This window comes from Almyronema sp. (genome assembly GCF_052168255.1).
In the GTDB taxonomy this organism is placed as follows: Bacteria; Cyanobacteriota; Cyanobacteriia; order Phormidesmidales; family Phormidesmidaceae; genus Sphaerothrix; species Sphaerothrix epifaneia.
Map to the genome: position 1 here is coordinate 1 of NZ_JBQLZL010000039.1, position 18,257 is coordinate 18,257.

Here is an 18,257-nt window from a genome sequence, read left to right on the forward strand (position 1 = left end):
GTTGAGCTTTAATTTAAAGTCTGGCTAAAAAAGCCGGGAAGGCGATCGCTTTCCTGGCTTTTTTCAGTTCTGATCTTCTTTGTTTTCGCCGCGCTGGACTATCGCTCAAGGCAAAATGCAGAGGGTAGAAGCAAAGCTTTTCTATCAGCGGTTTTTAGCCGTTGCAGTGGCTACAGCAATAACGCTTTTGTATCAAGCTGGGGGTAATACCAATTCTCGATTTTGGATTTTCGATTTTGAATTGAACAGTCTTGGCTCTGCAGACGTTTCGTCAGTCTCATCTGTACCTTTCTTTTGAAGAAGTGGTCTAAATCTTGATTGCTTGTGGGCTGAAGTTCGCCGAACTTACTCAGGTTGACCAAAAAGGGATGAAAAGTCAGCCCTTAGCCTGAGGCGAGGACGAAGAACTGCCTTAGTGTGTGAAGGGAGGTCATATACTAGCCTCACGTTCTCGAAATCAAAGTGGCTGTCATGTCAGTGAAAAAAATTGTCGGTTGGATGCTGCTAGCGGTTGCTGTAGCGCTCTTTAGCAGTTGTATTCCCAATGGACTGGTTGAGCGAGGCATTGAGCGAGAACTGCCCCAGTACATTGGCCCAGCCGCAAATTACGATGTTGATATTGATGGGCTAAAAGTGCGATCGGGTGAGGCTGATCGAATTTTTGCCGTCGGAGAGCGGGTACAGCCGACAGGTGCTCCTGTGATCGATCGCCTCGAACTCGAACTGCAGCAGGTTAAATACAACCGGGCTGAAGAACGCTTAGACAGCGTTGGTAGCGCTCAGGCCACAGCGCGAATCTTGCCTGCCGACCTGGCTGATTTTCTAGAGAGCTACCGCAATGTCCGAGAAGCCGCGATCGCCTTACAGCCGCCTAACCAAGCTACGCTCAGCGTTCGCCCTGAGGTGGGTAACCTGTATGCGCCTGCAGGTATTACGGTGGCTATTACTGGGCAACTCGTGGGCGAGGGCAGCTTACTTAGCTTCAATGTTTCTGATGTCAGTGCTGCCGGAATTAGCTTGGGTTCAGAAGCGGCGCGACGTATCTCCCAGGTAATTAATCCGCTAGCCGACCTTTCGACGCTGCCGATCGCCTTGAATATCCAGAATATTCGGGTAGAATCCGCAGCCATTTTTCTAGAGGTCACTGCCGATCCCACCAGTTTTCAACTACCGTAAGCAAAGCTAGGTTATTCTATCAGTGCGATTCCATGCGATCGCGCCCCTTTTCAAATCGTTCAAATTGTTTAAAAGGTTGATAATTGCGCTGATTGCGCTTCAGTCCAGTAAAATAACGGCTCATAGCGTGCTTTGGGTGCCTTCACACGGCTTTACATATTTGTTTCACCCTAGCTAGTTCGACTTAGGTGTCTGTATGACTTTTGTCGCTCCTCGTTCTGATAGCAGCCAAACTCCCCTTGCCAAAAACGTTCGCGAAAGATTAGAACAGCGTCTCCAGATGGTCTATACACCAGATGCAGCCGCTCAGAACGAACCCTCAGAACCTCAGCCATCCGTGCCGCCGATGGTGGCGTTATCCAACATCAGTAAAACCTACCGCAACGGCAGCAAAGCGCTGGTCAACATCAATCTGGAGGTCAAACGGGGTGACTTTTTGTTTGTAACCGGGCCTTCAGGTTCAGGAAAATCTACCCTGCTCAAGCTGCTTTATGGGCAAGAGCGTCCCTCAGAAGGCGCAATCGTGGTCAACGACCATGACATGACTAAAGTAAGAGGCAATCGCCTAGCCAAGCTGCGCCGCCGCATTGGTGTTGTGTTTCAAGACTACAAGCTGATCCCCCGTCGAACGGTAGCCGAGAACGTAGAATTTGTTCTCTGGGCACAAGGGTTTACCCGTAAAGAAATTAACCGTCGCCTTTGGCCAACCCTCAAAATGGTTGGGCTACAGCACAAGGCTCGGTGTTTCCCCGATGAACTCTCCGGTGGTGAACAGCAGCGGGTTAGCATTGCCAGGGCTGTCGTCAGCACTCCACCCCTGCTTTTAGCCGATGAGCCGACGGGCAACCTCGATTCAGACAACTCTATGCAGGTGATTAGAATCCTCAAAAAGCTGAACTCGATTGGCATCACTGTCATCGTCACAACCCATAACGAACAACTTGTGAGAATGTCCAATCATCCTGTTGTCCAGCTTTATAACGGCTACCTCCATCAAGTCCGCCGATAATTTTCGGAGGCTTTAATCGTCATCGTCGTCCTCATCTAAAAACGTCTGCTCATCATCAGGGTTGTCTAATTCTTCTTTGAAGCCCCGTAGCGTTTTGCCCAAAGCGCTACCCAGTTCTGGAATCTTCTTTGGGCCGAAAATTAAAACCGCCACAATAATGATGATGCCAACTTCCGGCCAGCCTAAACCAAACATGAGCCTCCTGGGTTAAGTTTTCAACACTATACTGTGGAATTGGCACTCGCAGGTTAAGCGCCTTTGGGCTATCTCAAACACCTGCTGGCTCTGGCTGATAGCGAATATTGGCTTTACGCAAACGAGCCACCGCTTCACCGAGGCGATCGCAGTCGGCAATTAGGCTAACTCGCACATAGCCTTCACCGCCCCGGCCAAAAGCATTGCCAGGGGTGACCACAACGCCTGTTTGCTGTAGCACCGATAAGGCAAAGTCGGTTGAGCTAACGCCCAGCGGGCAAGGCACCCAAAGGTACATTGTGGCTTTGGTTTGAGGCACATCCCAACCCAAGCTAGCAAACGCCTGAATCAGAAAATCACGACGCTGACGGTAGCGCGTTTGAACTTCACTCAAGTAGACATCTGGGAGTTGCAAAGCCGTTTCTGCTGCCCGTTGCAGGGCAGCAAAGATGCCATAGTCTAAGTTGGTTTTGAGCGTTCGCAAACCCTGAATAATATGGCGATTACCGACGACAAAGCCAACTCGCCAGCCAGCCATGTTGTAGGTTTTGGAGAGGGTATGAAATTCCACGCCAATTTCTTTGGCACCCGGAATTTCTAGCAGGCTGGTCGGCTGGTAGCCGTCAAACGCTAGCTCAGCGTAGCAAAGATCGTGAACAAGGATAATTTCGTGCTTACGGGCAAAGGCAACCACCTCTTCAAAAAACTCACGCGGAGCGGTGGCTGCCGTTGGATTGCTAGGGTAGTTGAAGTAGAGAATTTTGGCGCGATCGGCCACCTCGTCCGGAATCTGAGCCAGATCGATTAGCCAGCCATTGTCAGGTTTAAGAATTAGATCGTAAATTTTGCCGCCTGCGATCGCGGGCCCGCGAAAATGAGCCGGATAAGCAGGCGAAGGCACCAAAACAACGTCTCCCGGATTGATGTAGGCCAGGGCTAAATGGGTTAACCCTTCTTTAGAGCCTAACAACGGCAGGGCTTCTCCTTCTGGATCGAGTTCGACGCCATAGCGGCGATGGTACCAAGCTGTAATCGCTTGGCGAAAACTGGCAGTGCCTTCAAAAGGCGGATAGCCATGATTGGCCACATCTTGAATAGCAGCCATTGCCGCTTCAACTACTGGGGTTGGGGTTGGGCCATCCGGATTGCCCATGCCCAAGTCAATCAGGTCAAGTCCCTGTTCGCGCGCGCGGGCTTTCAATTCGTCTAGTCGGGCAAATACATAGGGAGGCAAAGCGCTTAAGCGCTGGGCTGGCTGAATCCAATCGAGGCTCATGGCTGCACCTCCTGAGCGGTTTGAGCAACTTCACTCTGTAACCGAGAACGGCTGGCACTCACAGGTACCGTCGTTGAGACCATCGCCGCTACAAGCTGTTCCGGGGTAACGCTAAAAGGCAAATGGTGAATATCAGAACCCGGACGACAGGCCATCTCGGCAGCATAACGGAGTTCGGCCAATGAAACGTCAGCTAAACCCAGATCTTCAAGTGACTTAGGCAACCCAATCTGGTCATAAAACTGCGTTAACTGCTGGCGAGCCGAAGCGGCCAAAGAGTTTCCCTGCCCCATTTCCTCAAGTCGGAGCTGCACTAAAATGCCATAGGCCACTTTTTCGCCATGCAAGGCTGGGTGACTGGCAGCTAAATGGGTTAGCCCATTGTGGACAGCGTGAGCCGCTACTGTACGGCATTGCGCCCCACCTAAACCGCCAATCACACCCGCCAACAGCACCGATGCATCTACAACTTCGCGCCATTCAGCCCCGCCGGGTTCTTGCAGCGCTGCCTGAGATTTTTGAAAGAGCAAATCACGCAGCACGCGTGCCTGCTGCACCGCTGCCACAATCAGCGAGTTTTGCGCGTGGCCGCTGCTGACTGAGGCTTCGTACCACTTGGCTAAGGCATCACCAATGCCCGCCACCAGCGTTCGTTGAGGTGCTGTGGCAACCAGGTCGTAGTCTAGCACTAACAAACGGGGACACTGGGGCAAACCCACATCGTACTGAAAAGCCCCCTGATCGGAATAAACGTTAGAAAGGGCTGTCCAGGCTGCGCAGGTAGCCGCCGAGGTAGGAATCGTAACGACGGGTAACTGCTGCTGGTAAGCCAGCAGTTTAGCGGCATCTAGAGCCTTGCCGCCACCGACACCCAAGATGACATCAGCCTGGTGGTCAATAACAGCGGCTTGTAAGCTGCGTTGTGCTGACTCACTGCAGTCTGCCCCGTAAACCGCTCGCGCCACCGCTAAATTTGCCAGCGGCTGGCTCAGCCAAGGCTCGACTAGAGCCAACGTGCGATCGCCAGCGACTATCAGCGGTCTTTGCCCCAACCGGGCGATCGCATCACCTATATCCGCCAAGATGCCAGAACCGCGCAGCACCTGAGCTGGTGCAATGGTTAAAGGAGCCAATGTGAGCTGAGTCATACGCCAACGTTTACGCAAATGAGTGACACAGAGGATGAAAACAAGGCGATCGCAGATTTGGGCTAATGGCTATGCCTCAATCTTCGAGGTGATTAAAGTGACGCCCGTTACAAAGCCTTGAGAAGTGATCTTAGCGGCTAGAGACTCACTTTAACTATCCTTTGCGCTCAAGTCTGTCATTTTAGAGATTTGAGCTAGACGGCTCTGATCAATCCGGATGGTTTGAGGTGCTCCGGTTTGCTCATCTGGCACAGGCTGTAGCTGACCCAAATAAACCAAATCTGAAATCCCGTCTGGACGATGGACAATCGTTCGGGCGCGGATAGTGGGAATTTGACCGGGTGGGCCTAAACGTCCGGGCTTGAGTAAGTTACTAGCGGCTTGCTGCAGCGTTGCGGCTAGCTCGGATTCTGTAATGGTCTGCGGCACCTTGATCACAATTTGAGCAGCGCCAGAGTCAAACACGGTGGTATAAGGAATAGCCCCTGGAATGCTGGTTCGGGTAAACGGCTCAAAGCTCAATCCCAAAAATCCCACCGTCAAAACCCCCATAAAGCCCGTTGCCCCTACTAGCCGGAAACGAATGCCCCACTGCGCAACAAAGGCGATCGCGGTTATACCCGCCAGCACTAAGGTTAAAATTGCAGCCCATTGGGTAGCTTCTAAAAAATCAGCAGGAGTTGGCATAAGTCACACAGAAGAGTTCGAAACGCGCCGTGTTTTTGCAGGTCAAATTAAGACGCGGCTTTTCTTGATCCTATCAGTCAAAGCCCCCCTCGCTGTTCGGTCTTCGATCCAGGGCGCGGCCAGACTCAAGCGGCTAGACTTAAAAAGCTGTTTAGCCCTCAAGCTGATTGAGGTTACGGCGTATTGCACGTATTCGCAGGAACATTAGCGGCGATCGTTGCCATATTGTTAGTGTTGCCAGACAGCGGTTCTAGCTGAAACTGGCCGTTGTTGGTACGAATTAAGCTGGTGGTATCTTCGTTGACATTGTTTTGCACGCGTAGGCAAACTGTGCTGCCAATCGCCGTGCCATCGGCAACTGCTCTAATGTCCGTAGCGTTGGTGCTGAGTGTATTAGACTCAATCGCTACATCAGCTCTAGAAACACCTGCTACAGCGCCGCCAGCAGCATTGCGCTGAGCCTGAAGGTTAATCCCTTGGCCGCTGCCATGACCTTGAATCGTATTGCCTGTAATCAGCGCCCTAATCTGCGGATTACCCGCCAAAAGATTACCAACTCGCAGGTCAATGCCATCATCGACATTGTTGGCAATCAGGTTATCTGCAATAGTCAAGCTGGCGAGGTTGTTCACGCCTTCAACCGCAACTTGAATGCCGTCTCCCGCTAGGGGCGAATTGGTACCGTTACCTTCAATTTGGTTATTGGTGATGGCAATGTTGCCCGTAGCGGTTCCTCCAATCACGACCACAATGCCGTCCCCAGCGTTGTTATCGCTAGGATTAGCTCCCCCAATCGTATTATTGGCGATCGCTAAATTCAGATCCCCAGAGATATTGCCAACGGCAATAGCTTGGCCTTCAATCCGCGGATTACCATTGCCCGTAGCGGTTCCAATAACCGTGTTGCCCGCAATTCTGGCGGTTCCGGTGACTTGGTTAAGATAAATAGCGGCTGGGCGTGTCGTCGCCAGATTGTTCGTCCCTAAAGTAGCAATGCGGCTTAGCTGATTGTCTAAAATCTCGACATCTACCGCATCAAACACCCCAATGCCGACGTTGCTAGCATCAAAAACCTGATTCCGCTGAATCAAGGCTCCATCAGAACTGGTGAGCAAAATAGGGGCAACGCTAATGTTAAAAATCTGGTTATCTTGTATCAACAAATTATCGGCTGTCAGCGCATTAATTCCTTGCTGGGCATTAAAGAGCCGATTGTTTTGAATCACACCATCGGTTACCGTATCTAGCGCGATCGCGGTGGTATCCACCTGAGAAATGTCGTTTTCCTGCAAGCGCACGTCAGCCACGTCGCTGACTACAAGGCCAAACTGTGTATTTGTAATTGTGTTTTGCGCAACGGTGGCTTGATTCGATCCGGCGGCTAACGTAATGGCGGTTTGATCAATTTGCGAAATTTGATTGCCTTGAATTAACAGCGCAGGCGCATTAGTTGCAGAAATACCAAACTCAGCATTGAAAAGTGTATTTTGCTGAATCAGGCTATTTTCAGCATTTTCCAAAACAATAGCAAAATCATCAATCTGCGAGATTTGATTATTTTGCACAACTGCATTGTCAGATCCTGACAAAACTGCAATCCCTAAGCGATCGTTTGTCAGGATGTTGTTTTGCACCAGAACATTGTCAGCGTTGTTTTGCACCACAATGCCCGTGCCGCTCATTTGGGCAACCGCATTGTCTTGTACAATCGCCCCTGAGGCTCCGCTAACCGTAATGCCATTCACCGCATTGCGAATATCAAAGCCCGCCAGGATATTGTTACCCTCAATCAGCGTTACCCCACCGTCTATGCGAGGCAGTGTACCGCGATCGCCAAAATCTGGTAACACAATAGCTGTCAGCTCACTACCAATTTCTACTGGCAAGCTTTGCTCAACGCCGCTAGAGCGCACCTGTAGATTGCCTGGAATCGTAAAGCCACCGCTGAGCGGATTGCTCAGCGAATCGCCCGGTCGAACATAGACAACATGGCCTGAACCAGCAGCCGATAACGCCGCTACGAGGGTATTGACCGGATCTTCAACGGTGCCGGTGCCAGCAGCGCCACCAGGCGTCACATGGACAAAGAAATAAGCTTCCCCCGTACTTGGGTTGATGGCCACCTGATCAGCTTGAAAGTTCAGGTCAGTTTGCTTTTCAACCACAATGGCCTGATTGCGAGTCAAGCTCTCAGCCGCTCTTGCCCATACCAGCCGTTCTGGCGTTACATCATCAGCCGCTGGCAGGGGGGTGGGGCTACCGAGACGGGTGTTAACCGAGAAAAAAACGTTAGTGCCAAACAAATCATCATGCTGTACACCCAAACCAAAGCGGAGATTCTCTTGTAAGCGATAGTCTAAACGCAGCCGTACACCCAAACTATCGTCTGATTCGTTGCCACCATAATAGTAAAGACCCGAATAAGCCCATAAATTACCCCAGCCTTCGGGCAGTTCCAGCAGACGAAAACCTGCATCAACGTCAACTCCGCCTAAAGCAGCTTCAAACTGATTTAAACGACCTAAATCAAATATCAGTTGATTGCCCTGAAAGCGAGGATTCAAGGGAGTACGGCTCGTATCGCCGTCACCAGATACCTGATTACGGGTATCGCCAATGGGTAAATAAGCGTTGAGATGGATATCCCAAACATCACCAAAGGCTTCTAGCCCTGCTGCAAATTGGGTAAAATCACTGCTGCCAGTATCGCGAAAATCAAACCCAGCATACCCCCCTAACAACGTACTACCCGCCAAAAATCGGTAGCCTGCCAGTAAGCTGCCAGCCAAATTGGCCTCATCATCTAGACTGATACGCGGCACCCAGTAAATAACATTCTCGCCAGGAGTTTGTTGTAAAGGAATAAAACCTTCAAATCCGGTGAAGCCATCGCTATATCCGCCGTTAGCACTGTTGTAGTTAATGTGCCAGCGGGGACGAATGCGTAGATCAGTCGCTGTGGTTGAAGCCGATTCAGAACTTTGCGTTAGCAAGACCGCTTGAGGCACTGTTTGAGCCAAAGCGGGGGCAATCGTTAACGTGACCGCCAAAAGACTGCCTAAAGAAAGGCTGCGACAAACAGCAGAAGCATAGAATGACATAGCAATTGGAGGTAGTTTACTTGGCAACAAAGCGTCAACGAGCTTACCTAGAGAATTCCCATAGAAAATACGCGATCAGCAGTATCACGATGAGACAACTACAAAGATCCCTGATTCTTCTTTAAGCTTTGGAAAAGTAGGGAAGCCACGGGCCTAACGATAGTAAACTGCTCTCGGCTGAAATAACTACGACGGGCTAAACTCATAATCATTGCTTGTACCGTGAAAATCTCAGAGTTTCTCAACCAGACTCTGTTTGCTATCACCGTCGGTTTATGAGGAACGGCTTGAGCCATACAACATCACTGAAGGAGAGTGTTCATGCTGCAGATTCGCCCCCGCGCTCTAATGGTTCCAGCGGGCATCGCGATCGCCCTTACGTTGGCTGGTTGTGGTGAGTCCAAAGTAACCCAATGTAATCGGCTAGCTGAGGTCGTCAACCAAACTCAAGGCTTTATGCAAGAGTTTGAGACAGAAATTCAAAGCTTTAGCAGTAATGCAGCGTCTGTCCAAAACCTGGACGACATCAAAGCGGCTGCTGGGCAATACACCACTGCTGTCGATACGGTGGTTACTAACTTAGATGGTCTGGTTACAGATTTAGAAGAAACCGATCTGGCTGACGAAACGTTAGTTCAGTTTCGAGACGAGTACGCGACGGTGGTTCAAGGGTTTAGCAGTGCCTTACAACAGGCCAGTCAAGCGATGGAGCTTGTTGTCAATGTAGAATCCGAAGCAGAGCTTCCAGCCAGCATCGAAGCTTCTCAGCAACAGACTGTAGAAGCTGTCAACCAAATTGAGCAGCTCTCCCAAACTGAATCCGAAATTATCAACGAAGTTAACACTTACTGCGGCGCGGCTACCCCAGTAGAACCCGCTGAAGGGAGCAGCGTCGAAGGGGAAACCCCAGCCGTTCCTGAAACCGAAAGCGCTGAATAACCAGCGTCCGCAAAACCCAGAGGGAAACGGCTCTGAGCGCAACCCTCTGGGTCGAGTAGCTAAAAAAAAGCTAAGGGTCTCGCTATTTTAGCGATATAGCTGTCTATGCTGGACACGACGAAGTGATCGGAGTTATTCCCTCGGCTATCTAGGTTTGAATCAGGAATCTTTGCTCGTGAGCCAACAGCCTAAAATTATTCGTCTTGACATGCTTGATACTGATTATGTCAAGCTCACAACTGGCGACAACATTCCAGAAGATCGAAAACGAAGACTTGCCGCCGATCATTACAACATTGAACTTTTAAGTCGTCATCTGATTCGCTATCAATATGCCGATCTTGACCAGCAAGGACGAGACGATGTTCTTTGCAAAATTGGCACAACAGCAGACCTGTTCACCCCTGCCGATATGGAAGCAATGGACGATCGCCTACGCACGACAGGGCAATTCTTTCTTACCCAGGGTGAACGGCAACAGGTCGTTAACTGGCTGCAAGATGAGTTGGGGGTTACAGTCGAGCTAGGCGAGCCGGGAACAACCGATGATAAGGCTTGTTAGTAGCTAATTTTGAGCGCGGTTACGGGGACTTCATCCCACGATTCAACCGTCCGTAGGCAGGTTGTCCACCCTTCTTGCTTTTGGTCTGCGGTTAAATTTTGCTCGAAGGTGATATGACATTCTCGCGCTTGGGCTTCGTCGTAGCAAGCAATGCAGGAATAAACGATACCGCAGGGATCGATCTGTTCATTAATCCAAATAGGTTTGGCCATTGTTCCGGGAGAGATAGCTAAAGTCAGAAGGCAGAGTGAAAGGTTTTTGGCAAAAGGCTATCAGGAGTTTGAGTCTTAACTTTATGGCAGCCGCGATGCGCTTCGGCTAGAGACTGCTGCTAGGGCGGATTGCTCATCGTTTATCTAATCGCTAACGCCAGCCAGCGATCGTCCCAGGCGCGTTACCTGAGCGAAACCCCTAAGAAGTGGCCAGTTCCGGCGACTGCTCACCCGCAACACTGTGAATGATTTGGCGCATTTCGGCGATCGCTTGGAGCTGGTAGTCGCTGGCTTCTTGAAACTTGCCAACCTGTTCAGACAGCGTTTCTAAGCCTTGCCGTACCGCTCCTAGCTGTTCTTGAATCGGCTGTAGCAGTTCTTCGCGCAGCTCTAAACGTCCAAACAGACGAGCAACTTCGCCACGCTTTTCCTGAAGCTGAGTTTCTAGCTGCTGCGCTTCTTCACGCTGAGTCGTTTGAGCCGTTGTTTGCTGATCGACCTGTTGCTTTAGCTCAGCAATTTTTTCTTGTAGCTGTTTCGTTTCAGTTTCTAGGGTCTGGAGATCGCTAGTTGTCTTTTGCCGCAAAACTTCAATTTGGTTGAGCACAGGTTCGAGGTCAACCGGGACAGCGGGAGCTTCTTCAGTGCTCAAACCCTGGCGACGCTTAAGCAATGCCTGATGCTGGCTGAGAATCTCTTGGCGTTCTAGCAGATTGCGGCGCTGACCCACCAGTGTTTCATTCAGCATCCGGTAGCGATCTTGTTCTTCGTCTAGCTCAGTTTCTAGCTGGAGGCGATCGAACTCGCTGACCTGCTCCATTCTGGATTTGAGATCGTCAATCGCCTGCTGTTGCAAATCGAGTTCTTCTTCTTGATCGCTAACAAAGCGCGACACTTTTTCAAGATCTTTTTCCAGTTCACTCACAAGGGCTTCTAATGCTTCAATCGGCATGGCTTCCAGGGCTGCCATATCGACCTTGTTGCCCAAGCGAACTTTGTCAGAAGTATTGAGTAGCTGATAAATCTGCTGATAGAGATTGCTTTGATCCTGAAGCTGCTCAGATAAAGCTTTTGCTTGCTGCTGCTTAAGATCGAGGCTTTCCTGGCACTTTTTTAACTCTGATCGAGTGGTAATTAAAGTGCTATTGGCCTCATGCCAAGCCTGCCAGCGATCGCGAATTGCTTGAGCCGTCTGATCGGTTTCTGCTTGTTGGTGCTGAGCGGCTTCGCGTTGCTGTTCGAGGGCTTGTAAAGATTCATTCAGTTGCCCTTGCTGCTGATCCACGCGCTCAAAGGCCGCATTAAGCTGTTCTCGTAAAGATTCAGTCGGTGCGATCGCGCCAGTTAGCCGATTTAGAGACTCCTGAAGCTGCTGCTTTTCGGCTTCACCTAAACCGCCTTGCTGTTGTAGCTCGCCTTGGCGCTCTTCTAAGCGCCGCATTTCGCCATTTAGATGTGCCCAAGCGCCATCTAGCTCCTGCGTTTTGCGCTCTAGCTCTTCGCGTAGCCGATCAACTTCACCACGAGACTGCTCAACCTCCTGCCGTTGAGATTCGATTTGCTCAATATCTGCTTCAGCTTGCTCGACCTGCTCTTGCCGAGCTTCTAGCTCCATTTCACGGCGATTTAGCTCTTGACTTTGAAAGGTGAGTGACTGCTTCCACTGATCAATTTCTTCTTCCTGAGTTTTAAATTTTTTGCTCAGGTTAGAAAAATTTTGCAGGATTGTCACTAGCTGACGACCTGCTTCAGAATGGCGCTGCACCTGGCGATTGTTGCTCAAATCAACCATCACTAGGGCACCCGCATTGTAGCCAGCGTCGTCGGGTGCCGGAATGATTTCCTCTCCCGGTACCGAACTCCAACTTTGCTCACCGCGCTGACACGCAAGCAGCTTGAACTCTGCTTTGCCGCCACTCATGAATCCGCTCTTTCTCTGTACTTCAGCTAGATACAGCACGCTGATCGTCCTCTTTCTTCTGTCTCTGTACCCGGATGGAATATCTACCCTGTATGTGCTTATCCATAACAGTGACAGATATTTACCTAACTCCCCTTAAAGATTCTAAATAGGTCTGAGGGCTGTATAAAGGTTTTACAACTGATGGCTAGGAAAGTCATCACGCTCTCAAGCTGTAATCATGTTGTAACCTGTTTCAGACCCTTCTGGAACAGTAAAGCTAGCTACTGAAACCCAAAAGCTTGATTCATAATGCCTGTAAGCGCAAAAAGTATAGAACCTTGAGCCGCGCAAAAAACGGCATGGCTTTGGTCATCTATCCTATCCTCATATCGACTAAAATGACTAGCGATCGATCAGGATCTGTGCTAGCGGCAAGCTTGACTACTTCAACTCGCAAACTTTGCCAAAACCACGCCTCTGCAGCTCAGCCCACCCTCAGACAGCGGCAGCTACTACCAGCCGAATCCATCAAGTTTTAATTAACTAAAACCAATATTTGTTGCTATCGTGAGGTGATCTAGCCACAATGCGGGTCTAGCCTCGTGTTGCCTATTAGATAATATTGCTATACATCTGCACACTGATAAAACATGCAGGGTCAGCTAAGCGAAATTGATATCCGGAGTATTCTGCAGCTCATCGAACTGGGGCAGCGGACAGGAGAACTCTATGTTGAAACCTATCGCCCGTCCTCTCACCTGAGAACTTCAGACCGAATTGCTTTAGCGCCGACCCAAGCTTGGTTGATGTTTTTCTTAAATGGCCAAATTGTCTATGCAGGAGATACCAGCGGTAATCTAAATCGTTTGCGAGACTATTTACACGCTTATCGACTCGACGGTTCTTTAGATACGACGGTTGTTTCGGCGATCGCCTCTTTCAACTCCCCTGAATATGGCTATCTCTGGACTTTGCTAGAACGTCATATCCTCTCACCCGATCAAGGCCGCACCATTTTGCAAAATATGGTGCACGAAACCCTGTTTGATTTGCTCAGCCTCCACCAAGGAGGCTTTGTCTTTAAGCTGAGTTCAGCCCTAAATCCTCAGCTAATGACGCTAGAAATTGAGCCACTAGTGGTGAAGACGATGAAGCAAATCCAAGAATGGAAGCAATTTCATTCTTATATTCAGTCTCCCCAACAGTGCCCTGTCATCCTGGAACCGCAGCAGCTCCAAGATATGATGCCTTCCGCCGCCTTTAGCCGCTTGTCTAAATGGATGGACGGACAAACCTCTCTTAGGCAAATTTCACGCTACCTAGGTCGCGATCTGCTAACCGTCACCAAAGCCATTTATCCCTACATTCAAAAAGGCTTCATTCAAATGACAGCCGATACTGCCGACTTAGAACTTTTTCCAGACGAAGCAGAAGTTTGGCAAGAGAGTGCAGTCCCTCGCATTGTCTGCATCGATGACGGTGCTGCAGTTCGTCAAACCGTTGAACAAATCCTCGATAGTAGCGGCTATGAAGTGACCTCAATTAGCAATCCCCTCAAAGCTCTTAGCCTGCTCTTTCAGCTTAATCCCGATCTAATCCTCTGCGATATTGCCATGCCTGAGCTAGAAGGGTACGAACTGTGTGCCATGCTGCGCCAGTCTACCGCTTTTCGCCAGACGCCCATCGTCATGCTGACTGGCAAAGACGGTTTTATCGATCGCGTCAAAGCGGGTATGTCTGGCGCTACCGACTACCTGACCAAGCCCTTTGGTGCCCATGAACTATTAACGTTGGTAGAAAAATACGTAGGCTCTGGCAATCCTCAGCGGCCTTTACCCGAAAAACTACTGGCAGAGGCTATCCAAGATGAACTCGAACTTGATAGTCTCGATCAGCCCTCTCAAGTTTCACCTTCATAAGCTCTATCTTCGCTTTCGGCCTAGTCAAACTAACCAAGCAGGGCGATCGCCAGACGCCTGAATACCTGGTAGAGTAATTTTCTTGAAAAATTTAGCAATCAGTAGATTTAGGGGTACCTTATTAGTCACAGGGCACGCCTAGCGAGCTTTGAGTTGTTGAACATCCCTGAGAACGGCTAAAGAGTGGTGGCATTTTTTCCCTATAAGGGTTATCAACGGGTTGTGGAAAGATGAGCACAGTTCTAGTGGTAGAAGACAGCGCTGCTCAGCGGGAGATGATTACCGATCTGCTGAGAAAAAGTGGACTCAAAGTCACTGCTGCCAGCGATGGCGTCGAAGCTTTAGAAAGCATCCAAAGCCACCTGCCAGATCTCATCGTGCTCGACATCGTCATGCCGAAAATGAATGGATACGAAGTTTGTCGGCGAATCAAGGCAGATCCAGCCACCCAAAATGTGCCTGTCGTGATGTGTTCTTCTAAAGGAGAAGAGTTTGATCGTTACTGGGGAATGAAACAGGGAGCAGATGCTTACATTGCAAAGCCGTTTCAGCCAACTGAGTTGGTTGGGACTGTCAAGCAATTGCTGCGAGGATAAGGTCGAGATGCACACAGTACAATGCGCTGAATTATGGTAGGAAATCCAGATTTCCAAACAGGTCGCGGCCAAGATCAAGCTCCGGAGCTTCAAGAACTTGAAACTCCAGAAGGCGAACTACACTTGCGCTTCTACATCTCCTCAGGAGAAGAATTTGCGCTTCCGGCCACTGGTATCCGGCGAATCATTGAGCAAGCTCCTGATCGCATTACCCCCGTGCCGAATGTTTCTCCTCTTTTGCTCGGTACACTCAACGAACAAGGACGGGTCATCTGGGTCGCTGACCTGGGGCAATTTTTGGGATACGGATCGCCCCTCAATACAGATCGTTCAGAAATTCCTGTGATTGCTGTCGAAGATCAAGGAACTATGCTAGGCTTAGCCGTTAACCGGATCGTTGGGACCGAGTGGTTAGATATCGATGAGCTACAAGTGTCTAGAAACTATCCGGACGCAATGGCCCCTTTTTTAAGGGGAGAATGGGTAGTAGATCCCGACCATAACCGTACGCTCCGGCTGCTAGATCAGGTGGCAATTCTGCGCTCAGCCCGGTGGGCAGCTTAAACTGATGACGATTAGGGTATTTGCACTGGCAGGAGAAGGCAAATGGCTTCAGGCACAGACTACTCTCAAGCATATCAGAAAGCTGAGAGAGCCTATATGCAGGGCAGCTACGAAAACGCAGCCGCTACTATTGATCAGCTAGCAGAGGAGTATCCCACTGATCCCAACGTGCTACTGCTGCGGGGGCATATCTATTGCTATGGCTTACAGCAGTACGAGGTTGCTTGTGAGCAATATAGATCTGTCTTGCAGCTAACCTCCGACCCAGAGTTTGTAGACTATGCCAACAACGGTTTAGCCTACGCCAGTCAATTTGCCGATGCTCAAGGAAGCAACGGTGCTGATGCCGTTGACGCCTTAGACGACGACCTTTACGGCGATGATAACAACGCCTGGGCAGCATCCGGATCGGAGTTGGCAGGTGATGAGCTGGTAGATGCTGATTTAGATTTTGCCGACCTGGATCTAGAAAGTTTTGAAGGATCTGGCGATCCCTTTACGCCTTCAGAGGCTGATCAAGCCGACGTCAATCCCTTCGCAGTCAGTTCAGAAGCCCAATTCGATGAATTAGATACCAGCCCAGAAGACGATTTCAACGACTTTGACAATCCCTTCTCGTCTGCCCCTAACGATAGCCCGGGTTCAGTTGATCCGTTTGCAGCTAGTCAACCAGATGTCTTTGTCGATCGCCCTGATGACAGCGATAACCCTGATTTTGATGCCGACTTTTTTGATGAAGCATCGGCTGGTTTTTCCGCCGATGCTGCAGATCCTTTTCCCGCGTTTCAGGATGAAGGAACCTATAACGACTTTGCCAGTGAAGAACTGACCCACGATTTGAGAAACGAGGAAACTACCTTTAGCGTCCCCAGAGTAGACAACTACGAAGAGCCGCAAGCTGGAGGCTACGAAGACGATCAAACGCTGTTTATGCCTGGGCCTGAAGCAGAGTTAGAGAACTTCTCTGAAGCTGAATCTGAGGCGCTTGATTACACACCTCCAGGAGCCTACGGGTCGGAAGATATGACTTTCGTAGCCTCGCCAGAAACGGGTGCCCCCGGCCTCGATCGCGACTATGAAGACGACTTCGGCGAAGACTTCTCAGATAACGGGGCTTCAACCAGCTTTTCAGAAGAGTTAGAAAGTGATCAAAGCAATGTTGACTTCCTAGACGAGTTTGATGAGTTTGACGATCTAGGGAGTCTACCTGATTTTGAACTTTCTGATAGCTCTGCTGGGTTCACCAGTCCTTCGGTTGGGTCATCGGGTATTGGCAGTGACGAAAGAATTAGTAGCAACGGGTCTGGATTTGACCTGGTAGATAGCAGCGAAGTCTCTGCCCTAGGAGATGACGAAGTTTTTGGCATTTCGGGCACCGTAGAGCAACTGCCTGTTTTTGCCCAGGAGGAACCCGACGAGGAAATTAAGCCAACCGTCGAGCAGGGCTGGCTAGCGCCGCTAGAAAATGCTTCGTTTGACACCAAGCGGCTGTTAGTGGCAGGTGCAGCTGGAGTGGTTTCTGCCCTGGCCGTTGCCTTGGTGAACTTTGGCTTTGCCAGTCGAGCCACGTCGGAAGATACAGCCCCTGCCAACTATTCTTTGTATCGAATTTCGATGGTTGGAGCCGCAGGGCTAGCTAGCTTTGGCGCGGCAGTCGGTATGGGATATTTGGCTAACCGCCGCATTAAGCAATCTGTAGAAGACCTCAAACAGCAGTTTGATCTGGTTTCACAAGGTAACTTGGGGGCTAGGGCAACTGTTTACACCGACGATGACTTGGGGCAGCTAGCTCACAACTTTAACCAAATGGCACGCGGGATTCTCACAACTACCAGCGAGGCTCAGCGCAAAGCTCAAGAACAAGAACAAGCTAAAGAAGATCTACAGCGGCAGGTCATTCGGCTGCTAGACGACGTAGAAGGGGCGGCGAGAGGTGACCTGACGGTACAAGCAGAAGTAACTCCTGACGTTTTAGGCGCTGTTGCAGATTCCTTCAACTTGACGATTCAAAACTTGAGGGAGATTGTGCAACAGGTAAGTGTGGCAGCGCGGCAGGTGAGTAAAGGTTCGGTTGAAAACGAAATGTTTGCGCGTAGCTTGTCGTCTGACGCGCTGAGACAAGCTGAAGAGCTAGCCGTTACGCTCAATTCAGTTCAAGTGATGACAGATTCTATTCAGCGGGTAGCTGAAAGTGCGCGTGAAGCAGAAGACGTGGCGCGTTCTGCTTCCTCTACCGCCTTGCGGGGCGGAGAAGCCGTAGAGCGTACGGTGGCGGGTATTCTTGAGATTCGCGAAACGGTGGCCGAAACGACTCGCAAGGTGAAGCGCTTAGCCGAATCTTCTCAAGAAATTTCTAAGATTGTGGCGCTGATTTCTCAAATTGCTTCTCGAACTAACCTGCTTGCTTTGAACGCCAGTATTGAAGCGGCGCGGGCGGGTGAAGCAGGCCGGGGTTTTGCTATCGTGGCGGATGAGGTACGCCAGTTAGCAGACCGCGCCGCGAAGGCGTCTAAGGAAATTGAGCAAATCGTCCTGCAAATTCAAAGTGAAACCAGCGGCGTCATGACGGCGATGGAAGAAGGAACACAGCAGGTAATTGAAGGAACCCGACTGGCCGAACAAGCCAAGCGATCGCTAGAAGATATTATCCAGGTTTCTAACCGAATTGATGTTCTGGTGCGTTCAATTACGGCTGACACCGTTGAGCAAACGGAAACTTCCCGGGCTGTTGCTCAAGTTATGCAGTCTGTTGAGCTAACAGCGCAAGAAACTTCTCAAGAAGCCCAGCGCGTGTCAGCCTCGCTCCAAAACCTAGTTGGCGTTGCCCGCGATTTGCTGACCTCAGTTGAGCGATTCAAGGTCGATCCAGAAGATACATGAGGTGCTTAAATACCTCGTCTTGCCTAAGATTCGCTAGATTGGAGCCAATAGACTTTTACTTTCCCAAGCCAATCAGCCTCATCAGGAATC

15 protein-coding genes are annotated in these 18,257 nt (G+C 50.2%); 8 read left to right on the forward strand and 7 right to left on the reverse strand.

Features of this window, described 5'->3' with window-relative positions; genetic code table 11:
* Positions 1–471: 471 nt before the first annotated feature.
* A complete protein-coding gene (locus ACTS3T_RS08675; protein ID WP_377964060.1) occupies positions 472–1,176 on the forward strand; it encodes an LmeA family phospholipid-binding protein in 705 nt (234 codons plus the stop codon).
* Between the two features lie 280 nt (positions 1,177–1,456).
* On the forward strand, positions 1,457–2,185 hold the full coding sequence (gene ftsE / locus ACTS3T_RS08680; RefSeq protein WP_377964249.1) for a cell division ATP-binding protein FtsE: 729 nt from the start codon (positions 1,457–1,459) through the stop codon (positions 2,183–2,185).
* 12 nt (positions 2,186–2,197) lie between these two features.
* Here the strand turns inward: ftsE and tatA are convergent, their stop codons facing one another.
* From tatA to ACTS3T_RS08705, 5 genes are all read right to left on the reverse strand, one after another.
* Positions 2,198–2,380 (reverse strand): twin-arginine translocase TatA/TatE family subunit, encoded by a 183-nt coding sequence (tatA, locus tag ACTS3T_RS08685; protein ID WP_377964062.1) that lies wholly within the window; start codon positions 2,378–2,380, stop codon positions 2,198–2,200.
* A 73-nt stretch (positions 2,381–2,453) separates the two neighbouring features.
* Positions 2,454–3,656, reverse strand: a complete 1,203-nt coding sequence (locus tag ACTS3T_RS08690; RefSeq protein WP_377964064.1) for an aspartate aminotransferase — start codon at positions 3,654–3,656, stop codon at positions 2,454–2,456.
* On the reverse strand, positions 3,653–4,804 hold the full coding sequence (locus ACTS3T_RS08695; RefSeq protein ID WP_377964066.1) for an iron-containing alcohol dehydrogenase family protein: 1,152 nt from the start codon (positions 4,802–4,804) through the stop codon (positions 3,653–3,655). The genes ACTS3T_RS08690 and ACTS3T_RS08695 overlap by 4 nt, the downstream gene beginning before the upstream one ends.
* 150 nt (positions 4,805–4,954) lie before the next feature.
* Complete coding sequence (locus ACTS3T_RS08700; RefSeq protein ID WP_377964068.1) at positions 4,955–5,491, reverse strand: Ycf51 family protein; 537 nt, start codon at positions 5,489–5,491, stop codon at positions 4,955–4,957.
* Between the two features lie 173 nt (positions 5,492–5,664).
* The gene (locus tag ACTS3T_RS08705) at positions 5,665–8,592 is read right to left on the reverse strand and encodes a right-handed parallel beta-helix repeat-containing protein (protein ID WP_377964070.1); all 2,928 of its coding nucleotides are present in this window, start codon (positions 8,590–8,592) and stop codon (positions 5,665–5,667) included.
* 321 nt (positions 8,593–8,913) lie between these two features.
* Here ACTS3T_RS08705 and ACTS3T_RS08710 point away from each other — a divergent pair, with 321 nt between their 5' ends.
* A complete protein-coding gene (locus ACTS3T_RS08710; RefSeq protein WP_377964072.1) occupies positions 8,914–9,531 on the forward strand; it encodes a hypothetical protein in 618 nt (205 codons plus the stop codon).
* A gap of 175 nt (positions 9,532–9,706) precedes the next feature.
* On the forward strand, positions 9,707–10,093 hold the full coding sequence (locus ACTS3T_RS08715; RefSeq protein ID WP_377964074.1) for a hypothetical protein: 387 nt from the start codon (positions 9,707–9,709) through the stop codon (positions 10,091–10,093).
* On the opposite strand, the gene ACTS3T_RS08720 is transcribed toward ACTS3T_RS08715, so the two are convergent.
* Together ACTS3T_RS08720 and hmpF are read right to left on the reverse strand one after the other, a co-directional pair.
* Entirely contained in the window at positions 10,090–10,305 is a 216-nt protein-coding gene (locus ACTS3T_RS08720) for a glycogen debranching protein (protein WP_377964076.1), read from the reverse strand. The two genes, ACTS3T_RS08715 and ACTS3T_RS08720, sit on opposite strands and share 4 nt — an antisense overlap.
* 199 nt (positions 10,306–10,504) lie before the next feature.
* A complete protein-coding gene (hmpF, locus tag ACTS3T_RS08725) occupies positions 10,505–12,265 on the reverse strand; it encodes a pilus motility taxis protein HmpF (protein ID WP_377964078.1) in 1,761 nt (586 codons plus the stop codon).
* A gap of 593 nt (positions 12,266–12,858) precedes the next feature.
* Here hmpF and ACTS3T_RS08730 point away from each other — a divergent pair.
* The 4 genes from ACTS3T_RS08730 to ACTS3T_RS08745 all read left to right on the forward strand — a co-directional run bounded on the left by ACTS3T_RS08730 (position 12,859) and on the right by ACTS3T_RS08745 (position 18,167).
* Positions 12,859–14,127, forward strand: a complete 1,269-nt coding sequence (locus ACTS3T_RS08730) for a response regulator (RefSeq protein WP_377964080.1) — start codon at positions 12,859–12,861, stop codon at positions 14,125–14,127.
* A 230-nt stretch (positions 14,128–14,357) separates the two neighbouring features.
* Positions 14,358–14,723, forward strand: coding sequence for a response regulator transcription factor (locus tag ACTS3T_RS08735; protein ID WP_377964082.1), 366 nt, complete (start codon positions 14,358–14,360; stop codon positions 14,721–14,723).
* A gap of 33 nt (positions 14,724–14,756) precedes the next feature.
* A complete protein-coding gene (locus ACTS3T_RS08740; protein WP_377964084.1) occupies positions 14,757–15,287 on the forward strand; it encodes a CheW domain-containing protein in 531 nt (176 codons plus the stop codon).
* A gap of 42 nt (positions 15,288–15,329) precedes the next feature.
* The gene (locus tag ACTS3T_RS08745) at positions 15,330–18,167 is read left to right on the forward strand and encodes a methyl-accepting chemotaxis protein (RefSeq protein WP_377964086.1); all 2,838 of its coding nucleotides are present in this window, start codon (positions 15,330–15,332) and stop codon (positions 18,165–18,167) included.
* The last annotated feature ends 90 nt before the right edge of the window (positions 18,168–18,257 follow it).

Excerpts from the sequence above, each read along its gene's own strand:
- ACTS3T_RS08675 (WP_377964060.1), top strand. The coding sequence starts at position 472 with ATGTCAGTGAAAAAAATTGTCGGTTGGATGCTGCTAGCGGTTGCTGTA.
- ftsE (WP_377964249.1), top strand. The coding sequence starts at position 1,457 with ATGGTCTATACACCAGATGCAGCCGCTCAGAACGAACCCTCAGAACCT.
- tatA (WP_377964062.1), bottom strand. The coding sequence starts at position 2,380 with ATGTTTGGTTTAGGCTGGCCGGAAGTTGGCATCATCATTATTGTGGCG.
- ACTS3T_RS08690 (WP_377964064.1), bottom strand. The coding sequence starts at position 3,656 with ATGAGCCTCGATTGGATTCAGCCAGCCCAGCGCTTAAGCGCTTTGCCT.
- ACTS3T_RS08695 (WP_377964066.1), bottom strand. The coding sequence starts at position 4,804 with ATGACTCAGCTCACATTGGCTCCTTTAACCATTGCACCAGCTCAGGTG.
- ACTS3T_RS08700 (WP_377964068.1), bottom strand. The coding sequence starts at position 5,491 with ATGCCAACTCCTGCTGATTTTTTAGAAGCTACCCAATGGGCTGCAATT.
- ACTS3T_RS08705 (WP_377964070.1), bottom strand. The coding sequence starts at position 8,592 with ATGTCATTCTATGCTTCTGCTGTTTGTCGCAGCCTTTCTTTAGGCAGT.
- ACTS3T_RS08710 (WP_377964072.1), top strand. The coding sequence starts at position 8,914 with ATGCTGCAGATTCGCCCCCGCGCTCTAATGGTTCCAGCGGGCATCGCG.
- ACTS3T_RS08720 (WP_377964076.1), bottom strand. The coding sequence starts at position 10,305 with ATGGCCAAACCTATTTGGATTAATGAACAGATCGATCCCTGCGGTATC.
- ACTS3T_RS08730 (WP_377964080.1), top strand. The coding sequence starts at position 12,859 with ATGCAGGGTCAGCTAAGCGAAATTGATATCCGGAGTATTCTGCAGCTC.
- ACTS3T_RS08735 (WP_377964082.1), top strand. The coding sequence starts at position 14,358 with ATGAGCACAGTTCTAGTGGTAGAAGACAGCGCTGCTCAGCGGGAGATG.
- ACTS3T_RS08740 (WP_377964084.1), top strand. The coding sequence starts at position 14,757 with ATGGTAGGAAATCCAGATTTCCAAACAGGTCGCGGCCAAGATCAAGCT.
- ACTS3T_RS08745 (WP_377964086.1), top strand. The coding sequence starts at position 15,330 with ATGGCTTCAGGCACAGACTACTCTCAAGCATATCAGAAAGCTGAGAGA.